14 protein-coding genes and 1 tRNA gene are annotated in these 14,599 nt (G+C 71.5%); 5 read left to right on the top strand and 10 right to left on the bottom strand.

Features of this window, described 5'->3' with window-relative positions:
• Nucleotides 1-87: 87 nt before the first annotated feature.
• Together ACIBM5_RS20905 and ACIBM5_RS20900 are read right to left on the bottom strand one after the other, a co-directional pair.
• On the bottom strand, nucleotides 88-576 hold the full coding sequence (locus tag ACIBM5_RS20905) for a Rieske (2Fe-2S) protein (RefSeq protein WP_396008228.1): 489 nt from the start codon (nucleotides 574-576) through the stop codon (nucleotides 88-90).
• Nucleotides 506-2,011 carry an ATP-binding protein gene (locus ACIBM5_RS20900; protein ID WP_396008227.1) on the bottom strand — a complete coding sequence of 502 codons (1,506 nt, stop codon included), beginning with the start codon at nucleotides 2,009-2,011 and terminating at the stop codon, nucleotides 506-508. The genes ACIBM5_RS20905 and ACIBM5_RS20900 overlap by 71 nt, the downstream gene beginning before the upstream one ends.
• A 558-nt stretch (nucleotides 2,012-2,569) precedes the next feature.
• On the opposite strand from ACIBM5_RS20900, the gene ACIBM5_RS20895 reads away from it, so the two are divergent.
• Nucleotides 2,570-3,553, top strand: a complete 984-nt coding sequence (locus tag ACIBM5_RS20895) for a trypsin-like serine peptidase (RefSeq protein WP_396008226.1) — start codon at nucleotides 2,570-2,572, stop codon at nucleotides 3,551-3,553.
• A 269-nt stretch (nucleotides 3,554-3,822) separates the two neighbouring features.
• Here ACIBM5_RS20895 and ACIBM5_RS20890 read toward each other — a convergent pair whose 3' ends face one another.
• From ACIBM5_RS20890 to ACIBM5_RS20870, 5 genes are all read right to left on the bottom strand, one after another.
• Nucleotides 3,823-3,999, bottom strand: coding sequence for a hypothetical protein (locus ACIBM5_RS20890; protein WP_396008225.1), 177 nt, complete (start codon nucleotides 3,997-3,999; stop codon nucleotides 3,823-3,825).
• 511 nt (nucleotides 4,000-4,510) lie between these two features.
• The gene (locus ACIBM5_RS20885) at nucleotides 4,511-4,762 is read right to left on the bottom strand and encodes a hypothetical protein (RefSeq protein ID WP_396008224.1); all 252 of its coding nucleotides are present in this window, start codon (nucleotides 4,760-4,762) and stop codon (nucleotides 4,511-4,513) included.
• Nucleotides 4,763-5,958: 1,196 nt separating this feature from the next.
• Nucleotides 5,959-6,375 carry an RICIN domain-containing protein gene (locus ACIBM5_RS20880; protein WP_396008358.1) on the bottom strand — a complete coding sequence of 139 codons (417 nt, stop codon included), beginning with the start codon at nucleotides 6,373-6,375 and terminating at the stop codon, nucleotides 5,959-5,961.
• A gap of 664 nt (nucleotides 6,376-7,039) precedes the next feature.
• Nucleotides 7,040-7,112: transfer RNA gene (locus ACIBM5_RS20875), tRNA-Arg, on the bottom strand.
• 72 nt (nucleotides 7,113-7,184) lie between these two features.
• Nucleotides 7,185-7,514, bottom strand: a complete 330-nt coding sequence (locus ACIBM5_RS20870; RefSeq protein WP_391588248.1) for a cupin domain-containing protein — start codon at nucleotides 7,512-7,514, stop codon at nucleotides 7,185-7,187.
• Nucleotides 7,515-7,766: 252 nt separating this feature from the next.
• Here ACIBM5_RS20870 and ACIBM5_RS20865 point away from each other — a divergent pair, with 252 nt between their 5' ends.
• The 4 genes from ACIBM5_RS20865 to ACIBM5_RS20850 all read left to right on the top strand — a co-directional run bounded on the left by ACIBM5_RS20865 (nucleotide 7,767) and on the right by ACIBM5_RS20850 (nucleotide 11,918).
• Complete coding sequence (locus tag ACIBM5_RS20865; protein WP_391588249.1) at nucleotides 7,767-8,519, top strand: GNAT family N-acetyltransferase; 753 nt, start codon at nucleotides 7,767-7,769, stop codon at nucleotides 8,517-8,519.
• Nucleotides 8,520-8,743: 224 nt separating this feature from the next.
• Nucleotides 8,744-10,273, top strand: coding sequence for an MFS transporter (locus ACIBM5_RS20860; RefSeq protein ID WP_396008223.1), 1,530 nt, complete (start codon nucleotides 8,744-8,746; stop codon nucleotides 10,271-10,273).
• Nucleotides 10,274-10,615: 342 nt separating this feature from the next.
• Entirely contained in the window at nucleotides 10,616-11,593 is a 978-nt protein-coding gene (locus ACIBM5_RS20855; RefSeq protein WP_391588251.1) for an RNA polymerase sigma factor RpoD/SigA, read from the top strand.
• Nucleotides 11,594-11,696: 103 nt separating this feature from the next.
• On the top strand, nucleotides 11,697-11,918 hold the full coding sequence (locus ACIBM5_RS20850) for a hypothetical protein (protein WP_396008222.1): 222 nt from the start codon (nucleotides 11,697-11,699) through the stop codon (nucleotides 11,916-11,918).
• A 176-nt stretch (nucleotides 11,919-12,094) separates the two neighbouring features.
• Here the strand turns inward: ACIBM5_RS20850 and mscL are convergent, their stop codons facing one another.
• The 3 genes from mscL to ACIBM5_RS20835 form a co-directional block, all read right to left on the bottom strand.
• Complete coding sequence (gene mscL / locus ACIBM5_RS20845; RefSeq protein ID WP_396008221.1) at nucleotides 12,095-12,580, bottom strand: large conductance mechanosensitive channel protein MscL; 486 nt, start codon at nucleotides 12,578-12,580, stop codon at nucleotides 12,095-12,097.
• Between the two features lie 125 nt (nucleotides 12,581-12,705).
• The gene (locus ACIBM5_RS20840; protein WP_396008220.1) at nucleotides 12,706-13,419 is read right to left on the bottom strand and encodes an SAF domain-containing protein; all 714 of its coding nucleotides are present in this window, start codon (nucleotides 13,417-13,419) and stop codon (nucleotides 12,706-12,708) included.
• A gap of 339 nt (nucleotides 13,420-13,758) precedes the next feature.
• Entirely contained in the window at nucleotides 13,759-14,598 is an 840-nt protein-coding gene (locus tag ACIBM5_RS20835) for an S-methyl-5'-thioadenosine phosphorylase (RefSeq protein ID WP_396008219.1), read from the bottom strand.
• Between the last annotated feature and the right edge of the window lies 1 nt (nucleotide 14,599).

The raw sequence follows: 14,599 nt of genomic DNA, 5'->3' as shown, positions 1-14,599 counted from the left end.
TAGCCGCGCGGCCGGCCCGCCGTCCGTCCGCGCGGCGCGGACCGGGCCCGGCGGGCGCGGCCCGGGACCCTGCCCGGCGGATCGGAGCTACGCGGGCTTCAGCACGACCTGCCCGTTCGTCACCGCGATCTGCTTCGCGGCGAGCGGGCGCGGGGCCGGGCCGCCGAGCACGGCACCCGTGCTCGCGTCGAAACTGCTGCCATGGCACGGGCAGTTGATCTTGCCGGCGGCGACGCTGCCGACCAGGCACTGCTGGTGTGTGCACACCGCGCTGAACGCCTTGAAGTCGCCGGCGGTGGGCTGGGTGACCACGACCTTGGCGTCGTCGTAGACCTTGCCGCCGCCGACCGGCACATCGGCGACCGGCCCGAGCGTCTTGTCGCCGCCGGTGCCCCCGGGCGTCTTGTCCTTCGAGTCGCCGTCGTCACTGCCGCAGGCCACCAGGCCGACGCCGGCGGCGGCCACGACCGCGCCACAGACCAGGACTCGCCGGGTCGGCTCGGCCCTACCGGTCCGTGCGGCCGTGGTCGTCGGTTCGGTGCCGGTCGGCTCGGTGTTCGGGTCGGTCGTGCGCATCGGGTGCCTCCGTCGTGGTGCCCGGCGCCGGCCGGTCACGCGGCGCCGATGCCACGGAAACGTACGCGAGTGGCTCCTGGTTCGACGGATCGGTGAAGCGAACGGGTTCCACGAGCGCGGAGTCGGCGGCGATCGGGTCCGCGGACCCGTCGGGTTCGGCGGCCTCGGCCGGATCCATCGGATGGCCGGCGGGTGCCGCGGCGGGGTGGGACCCGGCGCCCGGGTCCGGCGTGTCGGGCTCGTCGACGCGGCTCGGCAGGGTGAAGACGAGTCGGGCACCGTCGGTGTGGTCGGTGTCCACGGCGATCCGGCCGCCGTGCTGTTCGACGATCCGCTTGGCCATCGCGAGCCCGATGCCGCTGCCGGTGTACGTCTCGCGCGGGTGCAGGCGTTGGAAGGCCGCGAACACCCGTTCCGCCGCCTCGGCGGGGATGCCGATGCCGTTGTCGGTCACGCTGATCCGCCACCCGCCGTCGCCGTCGGGCTCGGCGTCCATCCGCACCAGCGGTCGCTCGTACGGGCGCTGGAACTTCACCGCGTTCCCGAGCAGATGCCGGATCAGCGTGGCCAGCAGCCCGGGATCGGCCCGGACCACCGGCAGTTGCCCGTGCTCCAGTTCGGCGCCGGTGTCCTCCACCTGGTCCGCCATGTCCAGCCAGGTCTGCCGGACCAGTTCGCCCAGGTCGACCTCGACGATCTCCGCGCGCGAGCGGCCCACCTCGGTGAGGGTGACCATCTCGTCGATGAGCATCTGGAGGCGGCGGGCGTTGTCGATGGTGAAGTCGATGTACTGCCGACCGCGCCGATCCAGCACGTCCTCGTAGCGCTCCTGGAGCATCCGGCCGAACGAGACGATCCGACGCAGCGGATCCTGCATGTCGTGCGTCGCGGCGTATGCGAACCGGTCCAGGTCGGCCTGGGCGAGTCGGGCCCGGCGGGCGTACTCCTCCACCCGGGTGCGCAGTTCCGCCAGGTCGCGGACCAGGTCGCGGGCCTGCTCGCGCTCGGCCTCCAGGGCGCGGTCCCGTTCGGCGAGCGCTTCGGTCAGCCGGGTGACCCGGGTGCGGTCGCGTTGCGCCCGGTCCTCGCCGGCCCGGGCCCGCTCGTGCAGGTTCGTCATGGTGGCGGCGATCAGGTCGAACTCACGGCTGTCGAAGCGCCCGCCCCGCGCCGGCTCCCGGCTCGGATCGGCCAGCCGGGCGAGCGGCTTCTCGACCGTGCGCCGCAGCGCGCTCTCGATCAGCACCGTCGACCCGACCACGAGCAACAGATCGGTGCCGAGCACCAGGAGCAGGCCGCGCGCACGCGCGTCGCCGTCCAGGGTCAGGCCCACCACGAGCGCGGCGACGGTGGCGAGCATGACCGCCGCGCACGGCACCCAGATCAGCCGCAGCCGAGCCCGCACCGTCCACCACGAGTCCTCGGAACCCGCCATCGGTACCCCGCCCTCTCCGGCCGCCCTCGTCCCACCCTTGCCCGCGCGGATCCCCCCGCCGGCCGCCGATATGCGGAACCGCCTCGTGGAACAAGCAAATTGTGGCAGTGCCGGGCCCGGCGCACGAGGGCATGATCCGGCCGCCCGGATCCGGGGACCCCGGAACGACGCGTTCCGAATCCGCTTCGCAAGCGTGGTCGGAAGGCGTCCGGACACCCGCCCGGCAGCACGTTCGGAAGGGACGCACGCGACACGGAAGATTCTTAAGGCAGTCATAAATCACCCATACCGGGGTGCCGACGCCGCCGATCCTCGGGATACGGTCGAGGGGTCGGCCGGGCGCGTTTGGAGAGACGGCGCCGAACCGGCATGCGAAGAAGAGCGGGGGATTCCTGCGACCGTCGCCCACCTCCCACCCGTTGGGGCGACGGTCGGAGGAACACTTCGTCACGACCCGGTGACCGTGCGAGTGTCGGCCTGATTCCTCCCCACCGGGGTACCCATCCAGCCGGTAGCGTCCATGGCCCGAGGTGGTAACCCGCTGAGATTGGTGGTCGAGTGTCGCGACGGACTGCGGATGCCGAGGCGAATCCGCGCAGGCGTCGGATGGCGATCGGTACGGCATTTTGTGTGGTCGCGGTGCTGGCGGTGGTCGGGCTGGCCTCGACCGGGCGGATATCCGGTCATCCGAGAGCGCGCGGCACCGGCGACCCCTCCCGCGGCTACCACCTCGTGGACCCGGCCGAGGGCGACCGGATCGCGGCGAGCCTCCTGGGCGTGGCGCCCGCCGTTCCGCCCGCCGAGCCCGCGTCGCCCGTGCCCACGGCGTCCTCGACGGAGGTCGAGCCGCTGCCGGTGTCCGATCCGCTGGAGGCGAGCACCATCGAGGCGACTCCGGCAATCGGCGCGCTGCTGCACGCGGGGGACGGGGGCGACCCGGAACACTTCTGCACCGCGACCGTGGTGCAGTCGCCGAACCGGAACCTGGTGGTCACCGCCGCGCACTGCGTGTACGGCGACGCCTTCACGACCGACCTGGCCTTCGCACCCGGCTACCACGACGGCGTGATGCCGTACGGCGTGTGGGTCCCGTCCCGGATCGACGTGGACCCGCGCTGGGTCACCGACCGGGATCCGGCCTACGACGTCGCCTTCCTCCAGGTCCGCCGCCCGGGCACGGACGAGCGGATCGAGACCGTCACCGGCGCCGAACACCTCGACTTCGGCTCCCCGCCCACGCGTCCGGCCCGGCTGATCGGCTACCCGGACGACGCGAACGAGCCGATCGGCTGCCAGAACACCACCGCGGCCTACTCCGAGACCCAACTGCGCTTCGACTGCGCGGGCTTCCCCGCCGGCACCAGCGGCGGCCCGATGCTCACCGACATCGACCCCGCCAACGGCCGCGGCACGGTGATCGGCGTGATCGGCGGCTACCAGCAGGGCGGCGACGACCTCACCTCGTACAGCAGCTACTTCGGCCCCGACATCGCCACCCTCTACGAGCGCGCAAGCACCGCCGAGACAAGCCCCTCGGCCTGACCCCACCCGCCCCCACCCGCCCCACACACGACGAAACCCCGGCCGAAGCCGGGGTTTCTCGCCTGATCTCAGGACTTGGACGAACGAGACGCACGCCCGCTCGACGACCGCCTGGCCCTCGATGGCGACCGGGCCGTCGGCGCCAGGCGCGTACAGCGCAGGACCAGGAACGGGCCGCGGCGCGCCCACAGCAGACCGCCCAGCCCCCGCCCGTCGAGCAGGTTGACCATCACGCGGCGGCGCCACGGTTCGTCGCCATGCACCGAACATCACACGACGTCCAAGTTGCTTTCCTCGTAGGCGGATCGCTGCTCGGGCTCGCGCCGCTGTGCCTGGTCGAGCGCCATCACCTGGGCGACGACTCCGTCGATCTTGTCGCCCGAGGTGACCTTGTCCGGCTTGACGTTCTCGCTCGCGTCCTGGGCGACGGCCGGCACGTCGACCATCCACCGCACCGCCGGATTCGTGCCGTACCGAATGCGCGGCGTGCCGTGTTCTGTGTCCGCTTCTTCAGGGCCTTCAGGTTCGCCTCGGGCATCCACAGGCGCCAGATCGCGTCGTACCCGCCGGCTTCGTCCGGGAACATCCGGTACGGTGCGCACAGGTCGGTTGTGGCGGCCAGGCCCAGGCCGACGAACGCCGGTTGCCCGCACAGCCGTTCGCGGTCGACCATGCCCGCATTCGCGTCCCGGGCGGGCAGGGTTGGGTACCGGGTCTGCTGCTTGGTGCGGAGCCCAGGTGCAACCGCTGGAACTTGGCCAGGCCGACGGGCCCGTCGCGGGCCTCGGACGCCACCTTCGCCAGGTACTCGCGCGTCGGCGAGATGCCGTATCCGGGGTCCGCCGCAGCCCATGTCGCCTCGGTGAAGTGTGCGCGTGGCCGTCGTCGCGGTCGTGATCAGGCCCTGTGCGTTGGCGTGCAACGGGTCGTTCTGCTTGATCAGCTTCTGGGCGTCGATCAGGCGTGCTCAGCACAGGCGGTAGGTGGTCGGGTGGCGCGGTCGGGCAGCTTGAGGAACTTCAGGCGCTGCAGCTCGGGCACCACCCGGCGCCACTCGGCGGCGGCCTCGCAAGGCAGCCAGATGGGCGCCGCGGGCGGTGGGCGGGTGTATGCCGGGTGCGGCGCGACTGGCCGGCCGCCGCTGTCACGGCCGGGTGAGCGGCCCTCGACCAGGCGCAGTGCGGCCGGGCGGGCGGCGGGACCGGGCACGCGGCCTCCTCGCATCGGTGCAGGTCAGAGGATGGCACCGACCTGAGCGTGTGGCACGCTGATCCCCGGTCGGGCCCCCTGACGCTCCCAGCCCAGCGGTTGGGATGCCTCTCCCGGTCCGGCCGGCGCCGCATCGGGTTCCGAATCGGCCTCGGCAGTGCTCGGCCGAGGGCTCCCGAGGTAGGCGAGCACGGCCTCAGTGACTGCCGCAGCGAGGCCGGGCCGGCGGTCGCCGCGGCACCGGCAGGCCCCGTGGTGCGTCGGTACTTGGGGCAGGGCGCGGGCGTGCCCAGGGCTGCGGCGATGACCTCGCGCCGGCGCGGTCGTGGTGGCGGTTATTGGGCTGCCCAGCCACCCGGGGTTGAGGTGGCGGTGTGCGATCGTGGCACGGCTTGCACAGGCCGCGGCCTTACGCCGGGTCGTCGGGGCTGGCGCCCTGGGCAACGAACTCCTTGCGGGTATGTGGGTGTTGGTCGGCCTCGGTCAACAGCCGCCAACAGGACCGACCGGCGGCGGCCGACGCGCACTCGGGGCACACGTACACCGGGTGGTGTCGAGGGACCCCAAGGGCGGAACACGGCGCGTTGCCAGCGGCGGTAGCCGCGCTTGGTCGAGTTGCCGCGCGGCGTTGGCCTGGTCGCGTTGCTCGGCGCGGTGTTCGGGGGACAGGCCCCGCTCGGTGCCGGGCCGGCCGCAGCGCGGCCAGGTGGTGCGCCACGAACACGGTGGCGGTGGGCGCGCGGCTACACCTGTTCGTACGCCGCGGCGAACTCGCTCGGTGTGAACCGTTGGAACGCGCGCGGGGCCCATGACGACAATCCAGTCGCCGTGCGCGAACTCCAGCCGCTCGCTGTGGACGATGACAGCCGAGAACGCGGTGTACTCCGGGCCCGGGTCACCGCACGTGTCGGTCGCCTCATCGGCGGTGATGGTGCACTCGTCGTCGTCCGGCACGGCCAGCGCTTCCGGGATCTCTGCCCAGGTCGGAGGCGCGGAGCTGAATGGCGTCGACCGAGGGCGAGCCAGGGACCAGCGAAACACGGCAGTCTCCATCGGTACGGGGTCGGGACGCACAAGAGCCCCGGGCCGGGTTTCGGCGCTCGGGGCTCTCGGGATGTTTCCGGGCATGCCGGACTCACAGGCTGTGGATAACCGACTCCAGGGTTGTCGATCCCCGAAGTGCAAGCATCCGCTATCTATGCGGGCTGGACTCCGATGTACCACCGTTGATTTGCGCCACCGTGACAAGTCCACAGCCCTGCGGCGTCACCGTCGCCGGTCCCCCATGAAAGTATTTCAAGGCATTTGTCGGAATTGACATTCCTTATTTCCGAACCGTTGACTCCGTACGAAACCTCTCGCCATGATTGCGTCAATGATCCGTTGCAGGGCCATTGGTTCGCAGGGGCACCGTCGTCGGTGCGGTCGCCGCGAATCTCCAGGCACAGTCCGGAATTCACATTGACGATCTCGTGGTCACCGGATGCGCTCCGCCGGGCCCACCATCGCTGAGTGTTCGACGGGTTGCAGGTCCATTGGTTTGCGGGGGCGCCGGCGTCCGTACGGTCGCCGCGAATCTCCAAACATTTAGAGGAGAAGCCATTATCGATCATGTGCTGTCTCCCGTTAGTGAGCCCGCCGTACATGACTTTGGGTGACGAATCTGCGGTCGCCGGGGTAGTCATGGTGACGGCCAGGGCGAGGGTGCCCAATGCACCGGCCAGGGCCCGTAGAGTTCTGATCGACGGCATCTTGGAATCTCCTTTGGTCGCAAAGATGACTAGATCATTTACGAGGTGATTCCGTTGTGGAAGGACAATCTCGGCCAAGCAGTTGTGACAGTCAGCCGGCGTTGCGTTCGCTGGGGCCGAGTTCGGTCCGCAGCCAGTCACGCTCGGCTGTGGTGAGCCCAGGCGCCCGCCCAGCCCTCTCCGCATCTGTCAACAGTTCCACGCGGACAGCCCGCAGTGGTGCGTCGGGGCGCGCCCGAGGCCGGCAGGTCGTCCCACCGCCACCTCCGCCGCCCCCCGGATCCAGGTGGTCGACGGTGCCTCGCACACGGCGGACACGTACACGAGTCTGCGCCCCGAGACGGACCGCACCCTGGCGGAGGCTGCGGCCCGTCTGGTTGCCGCGCGCCGGGAGACGCCCGGGAGAAGTTCGCGAAACACTCGCTCACGCATCGCTCACGCAAACGGCCCCGTACGCGGTGTACGAGGCCGATGGTGCCACCCCCGAAGGGGGCTGGCTCCCAGGTGAGAGCCAGTTTTGCAGTTGTGCCCCCAGCAGGATTTGAACCTGCGACACCCGCTTTAGGAGAGCGGTGCTCTATCCCCTGAGCTATGGAGGCTTCGGGGCCGTGTGGTCCCGCAGGACAGGGTAGCGGAACGGTTGCGGGGGTGGCCGGCGGCTTTGGGGTGGGTCAGGGTTTGCCGACGGTGAGGATGACGGCGGAGTCTTCGAGGGCCTCCAGGGAGTGCGGCGCCCGGGGGATGACCAGGAGGTCGCCGGAGGTGCCCTCGACCGATTCGTCGTCGGCGGTCAGGCGGATGCGGCCGGTCAGCACGATCAGCGAGGCTTCGCCGGGGCTCTCGTGTTCGGCGAGGGAGTTGCCGGCGGTCAGGGCGATCAGGGTCTGGCTCAGGTGTTGGCGGGAGCCGCCGGGCATGGTGACCGAGCTGCGGCCGGACGAGGTGCTGCGGGCCGAGGCGAGTTGCTCCCTGGTGGCCGTCCGGAGCGAGATTTTGTCCATGTATGCCAGTTTCGGGGGCGATCACTCTCCGCGCATGTTCTGGTGTACCCGGGCGTGCGGGGACCGGTGGGTCGGGTGATGCTGGGCGGATGGGCGTGGCCTGTGCCGGCACGCTCGCGACGGCCGCCGCGGTGCTGCCCGGGGCCGGAGTCGAGGCTGGAATCGGGGTCGGAGTCGAGGCTGGAATCGGGGTCGGAATCGGGGCCGCCGAGAGGAGATAACCACTTGCTCGGGCATCGAAGAATGAAGCTCATGACCACAGACGAAAGCGTTCGTACGCGCGGAACCGTGTTCGATCGGGACGGGGCGCTGGTGGCCGACTACCGGCTGGGCAACCGTTCGGGTCGCCCGGCCGCGCTCGACCTGCGCCTGCACCGACTCCCGGCCGAGCTCGCCGCGCCCGCCATCCTGACCGCGCTGCCCGGGTGGGTTGTGTCGGCCCGGGAGGACGCCGGCGCGGTGCTGCTCGCCGCGGGCGGCCGGCTGCTTCGGCATATGCATCGGTACACCCGGGACCTGGGTCCGGACCTGGAGGCCGTCACCTGGGCCGAGCCCGGGATCGAGGTGCGCGCGGCGGCGTCCGTGCCGCCGTCGGAGCTGTACGACACCTGGATCGCCGCGTATCCGCCGGAGCACCCGGACAGCGGCGACGATGCGAGTCCGGAGAACCTGGAGGGGCTGTACGACGGCCGCTCGCTCGGGCCGCTGTTCGGGTTCAGCACGGTGGCGCTCGACGAGGGGCGGGTGGTCGGCGCGGTGCTGGTCAACGACGCCGAACACATCGGGCCGTGGATCACCGAGGTCTTTCGCGACCCGGACCCCAAGTACGCGGGGCTCGGCGGCCGGTTGTTGCGGCACACGCTCGGCTTGGCGCTGCTGGACGGACTGCCCTCGATCGGGCTCGCGGTCACCGAGGGCAACCCGGCCCGGGCGGTGTACGAGCGGCTCGGATTCCGGCAGGGCGAGTCGTTCATGACCATCGTGCTGCCGGGAGGGGAGCGGTAGGCCCGTTCCGGGGAGGGACGGCCGGTCCGTTCCGGGGAGGGACGGCCGGTCCGTTCCGGGGAGGGGCGGTAGGCCCGTTCCGGGGAGGGGCGGTCGATTCGCGGGAGCGGGGCGGCGACTCCACCGGGGCGGGAGCGGTACGGAGCCGCCGCAGCGGAGGGTAGCGGTGGACACTCCTTCAATGGCGTGAGACATTTATGTCTCACAAGGATTGAGGATGTCTCATGGCCGGCTCCACCACCCCCCGCCCCACGCCCGACCCGCGGCGCTGGGCCGTGCTCGCGATCCTGTCGGGGAGCCTCCTGATCATCTCGATGGACGCGACCATCCTGAACGTCGCGTTCCCGTCCCTGGTCGCCGATCTGCGGCCCGGTTCGGTCGAGCAGTTGTGGATCATCGACTCGTACGCGCTCGCGCTGTCCGGCCTGTTGGTCACCGCAGGCGCGCTCGGGGACCGCTGGGGGCGCAAGCGGCTGCTGCTCGTCGGCTTCGCCATCTTCGCGCTGGCTTCGCTGCTCGCGGTCGCGGCGACGGCCGCCTGGCACGTGATCGCCGCCCGGGTGCTGCTCGGCGTGGGTGGCGCGGCGATCATGCCGTCCACGCTGACCATCCTGCGCCAGGTGTTCACCGACACCCGCGAGCGGGCCTTGGCCTACGCCGTCTGGTCGGCGGTCTTCGGCGGCGGCATGGCCCTCGGGCCGGTGGTCGGCGGGCTGCTCGTGGAGTCGCACGGCTGGCAGTCGGCCTTCCTGTTGAACGTGCCGATCGCGGTCGCGGTGATCGGGTTCGGCATGTGGCTGCTGCCCGAGTCGCGTTCGCCGCGCTCCGGCGCCTGGGACTGGCCCGGCGTCGGCCTGTCGATCGTCGGCATGGGCACCCTCGCGGGCGGTATCAAGCAACTCGGCAAGGGCGGCGTCGGCGATCCGGCCGCGTGGATCCTGCTCGTGGTGGCCGCGCTCACGCTGACCGTGTTCGTGCGCCGCCAACTGCGGCTGGCCAATCCGCTGCTCCAGGTCCGGCTGTTCACGAACCGCGCGTTCACCATGGCCGCGACGGCGATCTTCCTGGGCATGCTCGGACTGGGCGCGGCGCTGTTCCTGCTCAGCCAGTGGTTCCAGTACGTGCAGGGATACAGCCCGGTCTCCGCCGGTCTGCACCTGCTGCCCGCGCCGATCGCGCTGATCCTCGCGTCGATGTTCGTGCCCGCGCTGATGCACCGCTTCCCGCCCCGGAACGTGCTGGCGGTCGGCTTGGCGCTGATGGCCGTCGGGCTTGCGATGCCGTGGGTCGGGCAACACTTCCGGGACGTGGACTACCCGCTGGTGGGCGCCTCGCTCGCGGTGGTCGGGCTCGGTGTGGGGACGTTGGCCACCGTCGCGTCGGTGGTGCTGATGTCCTCGGTGCCGGTCGCCGAGGCCGGCGGTGCGGCGGCGATCGACGAGACCGCGTACGAACTCGGCGCCGCGCTGGGCGTCGCGATCCTGGGCAGCATGGCATCCGCGCTCTACCGGGCCAACCTGCCCGACCTCGACCTCGACTCGGCCGACACGGCGGCGGTACACGAGTCGATCGGGGACGCCTCCGTGGTCGCGGATCGACTCGGCGCCGGCGGCATCCTGGGCCGGGCGGGAGAGGCGTTCACGTCCGGGATGACGCCGACCTTCCTGGCCGGCGGCGTGGTCGCCCTGATCGCAGCCGTTCTGGCCTGGCGGCTGATCCCGCGCGACCTGGAGCCCGCGCCGGACGCGCACTGACGGCCGGCCGAAAGCCATCGATCGGGAAGGCGCACACCTTCGGGCCCGGCCCCCGATCGGGGTGCACGAACCGCTGCCCGCCACACGATCGGGCGCCGCCCGGCGGGGTTCGACGCCGGGCACGCCGCCGTGGCGGGTCCCGGACTTCGGAACATCCGGGCCTCGCCGACCGTTGACCGAATCGTAGGCACATCGAGTGTGCATGCGGGGCCCGACGCCGGGCAGGCGCTCTCAGGGGCCGCTATCGGCCAACCTTTCAACAGTACATCTCCGGACGGAATATCACAGGCTTCTCGTTCGTTCGAAATGTTGACGAACGCGAATGAAAGCGAGGGCTAGAGCATGCCGACTACACGTGGTGTGGCCCGACAGGGCGCCGAGCGAGTGGCGGCTTCCCGCACGCGGAAGGCTGCCGACGTCGAGCGCGACACGGTCGGTGTGTACCTGGACGAGATCAGCCGCACGAAGCTGCTCGACGCGGAGCGCGAAGTCGAGATGTCCAAGGACATCGAAGCAGGGCTGTACGCGCAGAAGCTGATCGACGAGGACGCGGTGCCCGAGGGCGTCGACCGGGCCGAGCTGGACCGGCTGATCGCGCGCGGCGCCGCGGCCAAGGAACTGTTCATCCAGGCCAACCTGCGGCTGGTGGTGTCCGTCGCCCGGCGCTACCCGCGTAGTGGGATGCCGTTCCTGGACCTGGTTCAGGAGGGCAACGTGGGCCTGGTCCGCGCGGTCGAGAAGTTCGACTACGCGAAGGGCTTCAAGTTCTCCACCTACGCCACCTGGTGGATTCGACAGGCGATCACCCGGGCGATGGCGGATCAGGCCCGCACCGTGCGGTTGCCCGTGCACCTGGTCGAAGAACTGAGCAAGATCCGCCGGGTGCAGCGCGAGTTCGCTCGCGACCACGGGCGCGATCCCGAGATGGCGGAGATCGCCGAGGCGGTCGGCTCCACACCGGAGCGCGTCGTGGACGTGATCGGTTGGGCGCGCGACCCGATCAGCCTGGACACCCCCGTGGGTGACGACGGCGAGACCGAGTTGGGCGAACTGGTCCAGGAGACCGACCCGTTGACGCCGGAGGACATAACCCTGGCGACACTGCGACGCGAGCAGATAGCGGATCTGGTGGGTCGGCTGGACGGCCGCACGGCCACGATCCTGCGGGCGCGTTACGGCATGGCGGACGGCAAGGAGCACACGCTGACCGAGGTCGGCAAGCAGCTCGGGCTCACCCGTGAGCGGATCCGCCAGATCGAGAAGCAGGCCCTGGTCGAGCTGCGCGAACTGGCCACCGCCCAGGGGCTCGAAGCCGCCTGACGCTGCGCTGTGCCGGGGCCAGCCGGCTACTGCCCGGCCGGGGCCGCCGTGCGCGGCCCCGGCCGGGCAGAGTGACGTTCCGGGCGCCGGCACACTGGGTGGCATGGCGGAGCGGGCGAAGATCGAGACGACGGAGGCGCGAGTGCGCGAGGCGAGTGGGCCGGCCGGGCCCGAGCGGCGCGAGCGCGACCGGTTCGGTTGGGACGACCTGCTCCCCGAGGCGAGTTCGGACGAGACGGATGCCGGATGGGGCGAGGCCCGGCCCTCCGCCGATCCGGCGGATCTGCGCCGCTTCCTGGACGACAAGCCGCCGCATCACCTCTGAGCCGACAGGCAAAGGTGACACCGTACCCGGATGACCCGGTACCCGAGGTGACCCGATACACAAAGGGCGGGTTCGCTCCTTCGTCTTCATCCGAAGGAGCGAACCCGCCCTTTACCGTGTGCCCGGTTGCGGATATGCGGCGCGCGGTCGGCGGATGAGCCGACCGGGGCGAGCGATCAGACGTCGGAGCGCGGGGAGATCAATCCGGCGGTCCCCTGGCCGGCGGTCCGGCCGCCGTTCGCCGGCGGTTCGAGGCGCGCGGCGAGCAGGTCGCGAATCTCGGTGAGGAGTTCGGTGTCGCTGAGTTCCTTCGCGGCCGTCTGACCCAAGGCACGCTTGCGCTTTTCCAGCATGTGGTTCAGCGGCAGCACGAGCAGGAAGTACACGACCGCCGCGGTGATCAGGAACGTCAGCCCGGCGCCGAGCACGGAGCCCCACAACAGCTGGACGCCGGTCGCCTCGCCCTTCGCGTCGACCCCGCACGGGCCCTTGATGCAGGATGTGTACCCGTCCAGGTTCCTGGTGCCGAACGCACCCACGACCGGGTTGATCAGCCCCTTCACGAACGCCGTCACCACCGCCGTGAACGCGGCGCCGATGACCACGGCCACAGCCAGGTCCACGACGTTTCCGCGCATGAGGAACTTCTTGAAGCCGCCCACTGCTGATTCCCATCGATGTCGATCGGTCGGAGCCCCGACGGGGCGGTTGGATCCGTGATCAATACGGCCGATCGTAGTAATCACGGAATACCCCTCGAAGCGGAACAACCCGCACGAGTTTGCTGTCATTCACGGCTCGTCGCAACAGGGCCGTTCACGAACCTGTGGATGGTATAGGTCAGGGCAGGCCCGTTCGCCGCACCGGCGAGTTCGGCTGCCGCCGCTCGCGGGACCTCCAGGATCAGCAGCGCCCCGGTCGACGACGCCCCGGTCGCGGCCGGCCGGGCCACGACGAGTGCGGCGGGGACGATCAGCCGTGCCGGACCGGGGTGTTCGGGCGCGGGCGCGGCCAGCACGTCGATCCGGTCGCCGGGGCGCAGCACGGCCACCGCGTCGGCGTCCGCGAAGCGCGCGGGCAGGGCGACCGTGCCCGTGTCGCGCGGGCCGCCGGAGCGGGCCACCCGGACGTCGGTCACCGGCTCGCCCCGGCGCAGCGGGCCGGTCAGCGCGACCCCGGCGGCCTGCCCGACCGCATGCAGAACTCCGGCCGGATGCAGGGCCGTCGGCATCGCGACCAGGGTCAGATCGGCGACCCCGGGGGTGCTGCCCGCGGGCAGATCGCGCGCGGCCACCAGGATCGGGCCGGTCGGCGCGGGTGCGGGGCGGACCGCCACGATCACCGCGAACACCGCGACGGCGGCCGACAGCGCGGCCAGGCCGCGTCGATGGCGGGCCAGGACGCGCCGCCAGGGCCGCCGGGTGAGCGGGGCCGGAGCCGACCGGAACGGCGGGCCGAACGACGGTCCGGGCGAGGCTCCGAACGATCCCGAAGCGGACATCACACCTCCAACGCGGGCAGCGGGCGAGTGCGGCCCGACCCGCGTCGGAACCGGGGCAGGAAACGAGGGCCGAGCCGCGCCTCCACGGTGCCGCGCGATGTCCCGACCCGGCCGGGCGGCCCCGAAGCCTGTGCACAACTCCGCCCCTGGGGACCACGACTTCACCCACGTGAGGGACGCCCCGTCCACCACAAAGGCCGCCCCCCGAACTCGGGAAGCGGCCTTCACGACACACGAACGGAACGAAAACAGGGCCCACGCCCACAGCGGCCGGACCCGCAGCAGGCGGCGCCGAGCCGGCCGCAGCAGGCGGCGCACCGCGGGCGGCAGCGAGCGGCGCTACGCCGGCCGCTCGACCTCCGCCGTCCCGCACGTACACGAGCGCGTCTCGGGCAGCGCGGCGACCACGTCGAACAGCAGGGTGCGCAGTCGGTCGACGTTGGCCGCGAAGACCTTCATCACCTCGGCGTGGGTGACTCCCTCGCCCGCCTCGACGCCCGCGTCCAGGTCGGTGACCAGCGCGATCGCGGTGCAGCAGAGGCCGAGTTCGCGGGCGAGCACGGCCTCGGGGTGCCCGGTCATGCCGATGATCGACCAGCCCTGCGCCGCGTACCACTTGGACTCGGCGCGGGTGGAGAAGCGCGGTCCCTCGATCACCACGAGGGTGCCGCCGTCCACCGGCTCCCAGCCCGAGGCGCGTGCCCGGGCGGCGACCACCGCGCGACCGTCCGCGCAGTACGGGTCGGCGAACGTGGTGTGCACGACCGGCGGGATCGTCCCGTCGGCGAGCGGCAGCCCGTCGAAGAAGGTCTGGACCCGGCTCGACGTGCGGTCGATCAACTGGTCGGGGATCACGAGCGTGCCCGGACCGAGTTCGGCGCGCAGGCCGCCGGTCGCGCACGGCGCGAGCACCTGCGTCACCCCGACGGCGCGCAGGGCCCACAGGTTGGCGCGGTAGTTGATCCGGTGCGGCGGGAGCGAGTGGTCGCGGCCGTGCCGGGGCAGGAAGGCGACCCGACGGCCGGCCACCTCGCCCAGGAACAGGGCGTCGCTGGGCGCGCCGTACGGCGTGTCCACGCGCACCTCGACCACGTCGTCCAGGAACGCGTAGAACCCGGAGCCGCCGATCACACCGATCTCGGCGGGAGCCACCCCCGCCGGCAGCACGCCGGTCGCCATC

Origin of the sequence: Embleya sp. NPDC050493 (assembly GCF_044458105.1) — a bacterium.
In the GTDB taxonomy this organism is placed as follows: Bacteria; Actinomycetota; Actinomycetes; order Streptomycetales; family Streptomycetaceae; genus Embleya.
This window is presented reverse-complemented; position numbering and strand designations above follow the sequence as displayed.

Coding starts and splice junctions, on each gene's coding strand:
- ACIBM5_RS20835 (WP_396008219.1), bottom strand. CDS start 14,598: ATGGCGACCGGCGTGCTGCCGGCGGGGGTGGCTCCCGCCGAGATCGGT.
- ACIBM5_RS20890 (WP_396008225.1), bottom strand. CDS start 3,999: ATGGTCGACGTGCCGGCCGTCGCCCAGGACGCGAGCGAGAACGTCAAG.
- ACIBM5_RS20860 (WP_396008223.1), top strand. CDS start 8,744: ATGGCCGGCTCCACCACCCCCCGCCCCACGCCCGACCCGCGGCGCTGG.
- ACIBM5_RS20900 (WP_396008227.1), bottom strand. CDS start 2,011: ATGGCGGGTTCCGAGGACTCGTGGTGGACGGTGCGGGCTCGGCTGCGG.
- ACIBM5_RS20855 (WP_391588251.1), top strand. CDS start 10,616: ATGCCGACTACACGTGGTGTGGCCCGACAGGGCGCCGAGCGAGTGGCG.
- ACIBM5_RS20840 (WP_396008220.1), bottom strand. CDS start 13,419: ATGTCCGCTTCGGGATCGTTCGGAGCCTCGCCCGGACCGTCGTTCGGC.
- ACIBM5_RS20870 (WP_391588248.1), bottom strand. CDS start 7,514: ATGGACAAAATCTCGCTCCGGACGGCCACCAGGGAGCAACTCGCCTCG.
- ACIBM5_RS20850 (WP_396008222.1), top strand. CDS start 11,697: ATGGCGGAGCGGGCGAAGATCGAGACGACGGAGGCGCGAGTGCGCGAG.
- ACIBM5_RS20865 (WP_391588249.1), top strand. CDS start 7,767: ATGACCACAGACGAAAGCGTTCGTACGCGCGGAACCGTGTTCGATCGG.
- ACIBM5_RS20905 (WP_396008228.1), bottom strand. CDS start 576: ATGCGCACGACCGACCCGAACACCGAGCCGACCGGCACCGAACCGACG.
- ACIBM5_RS20880 (WP_396008358.1), bottom strand. CDS start 6,375: ATGATCGATAATGGCTTCTCCTCTAAATGTTTGGAGATTCGCGGCGAC.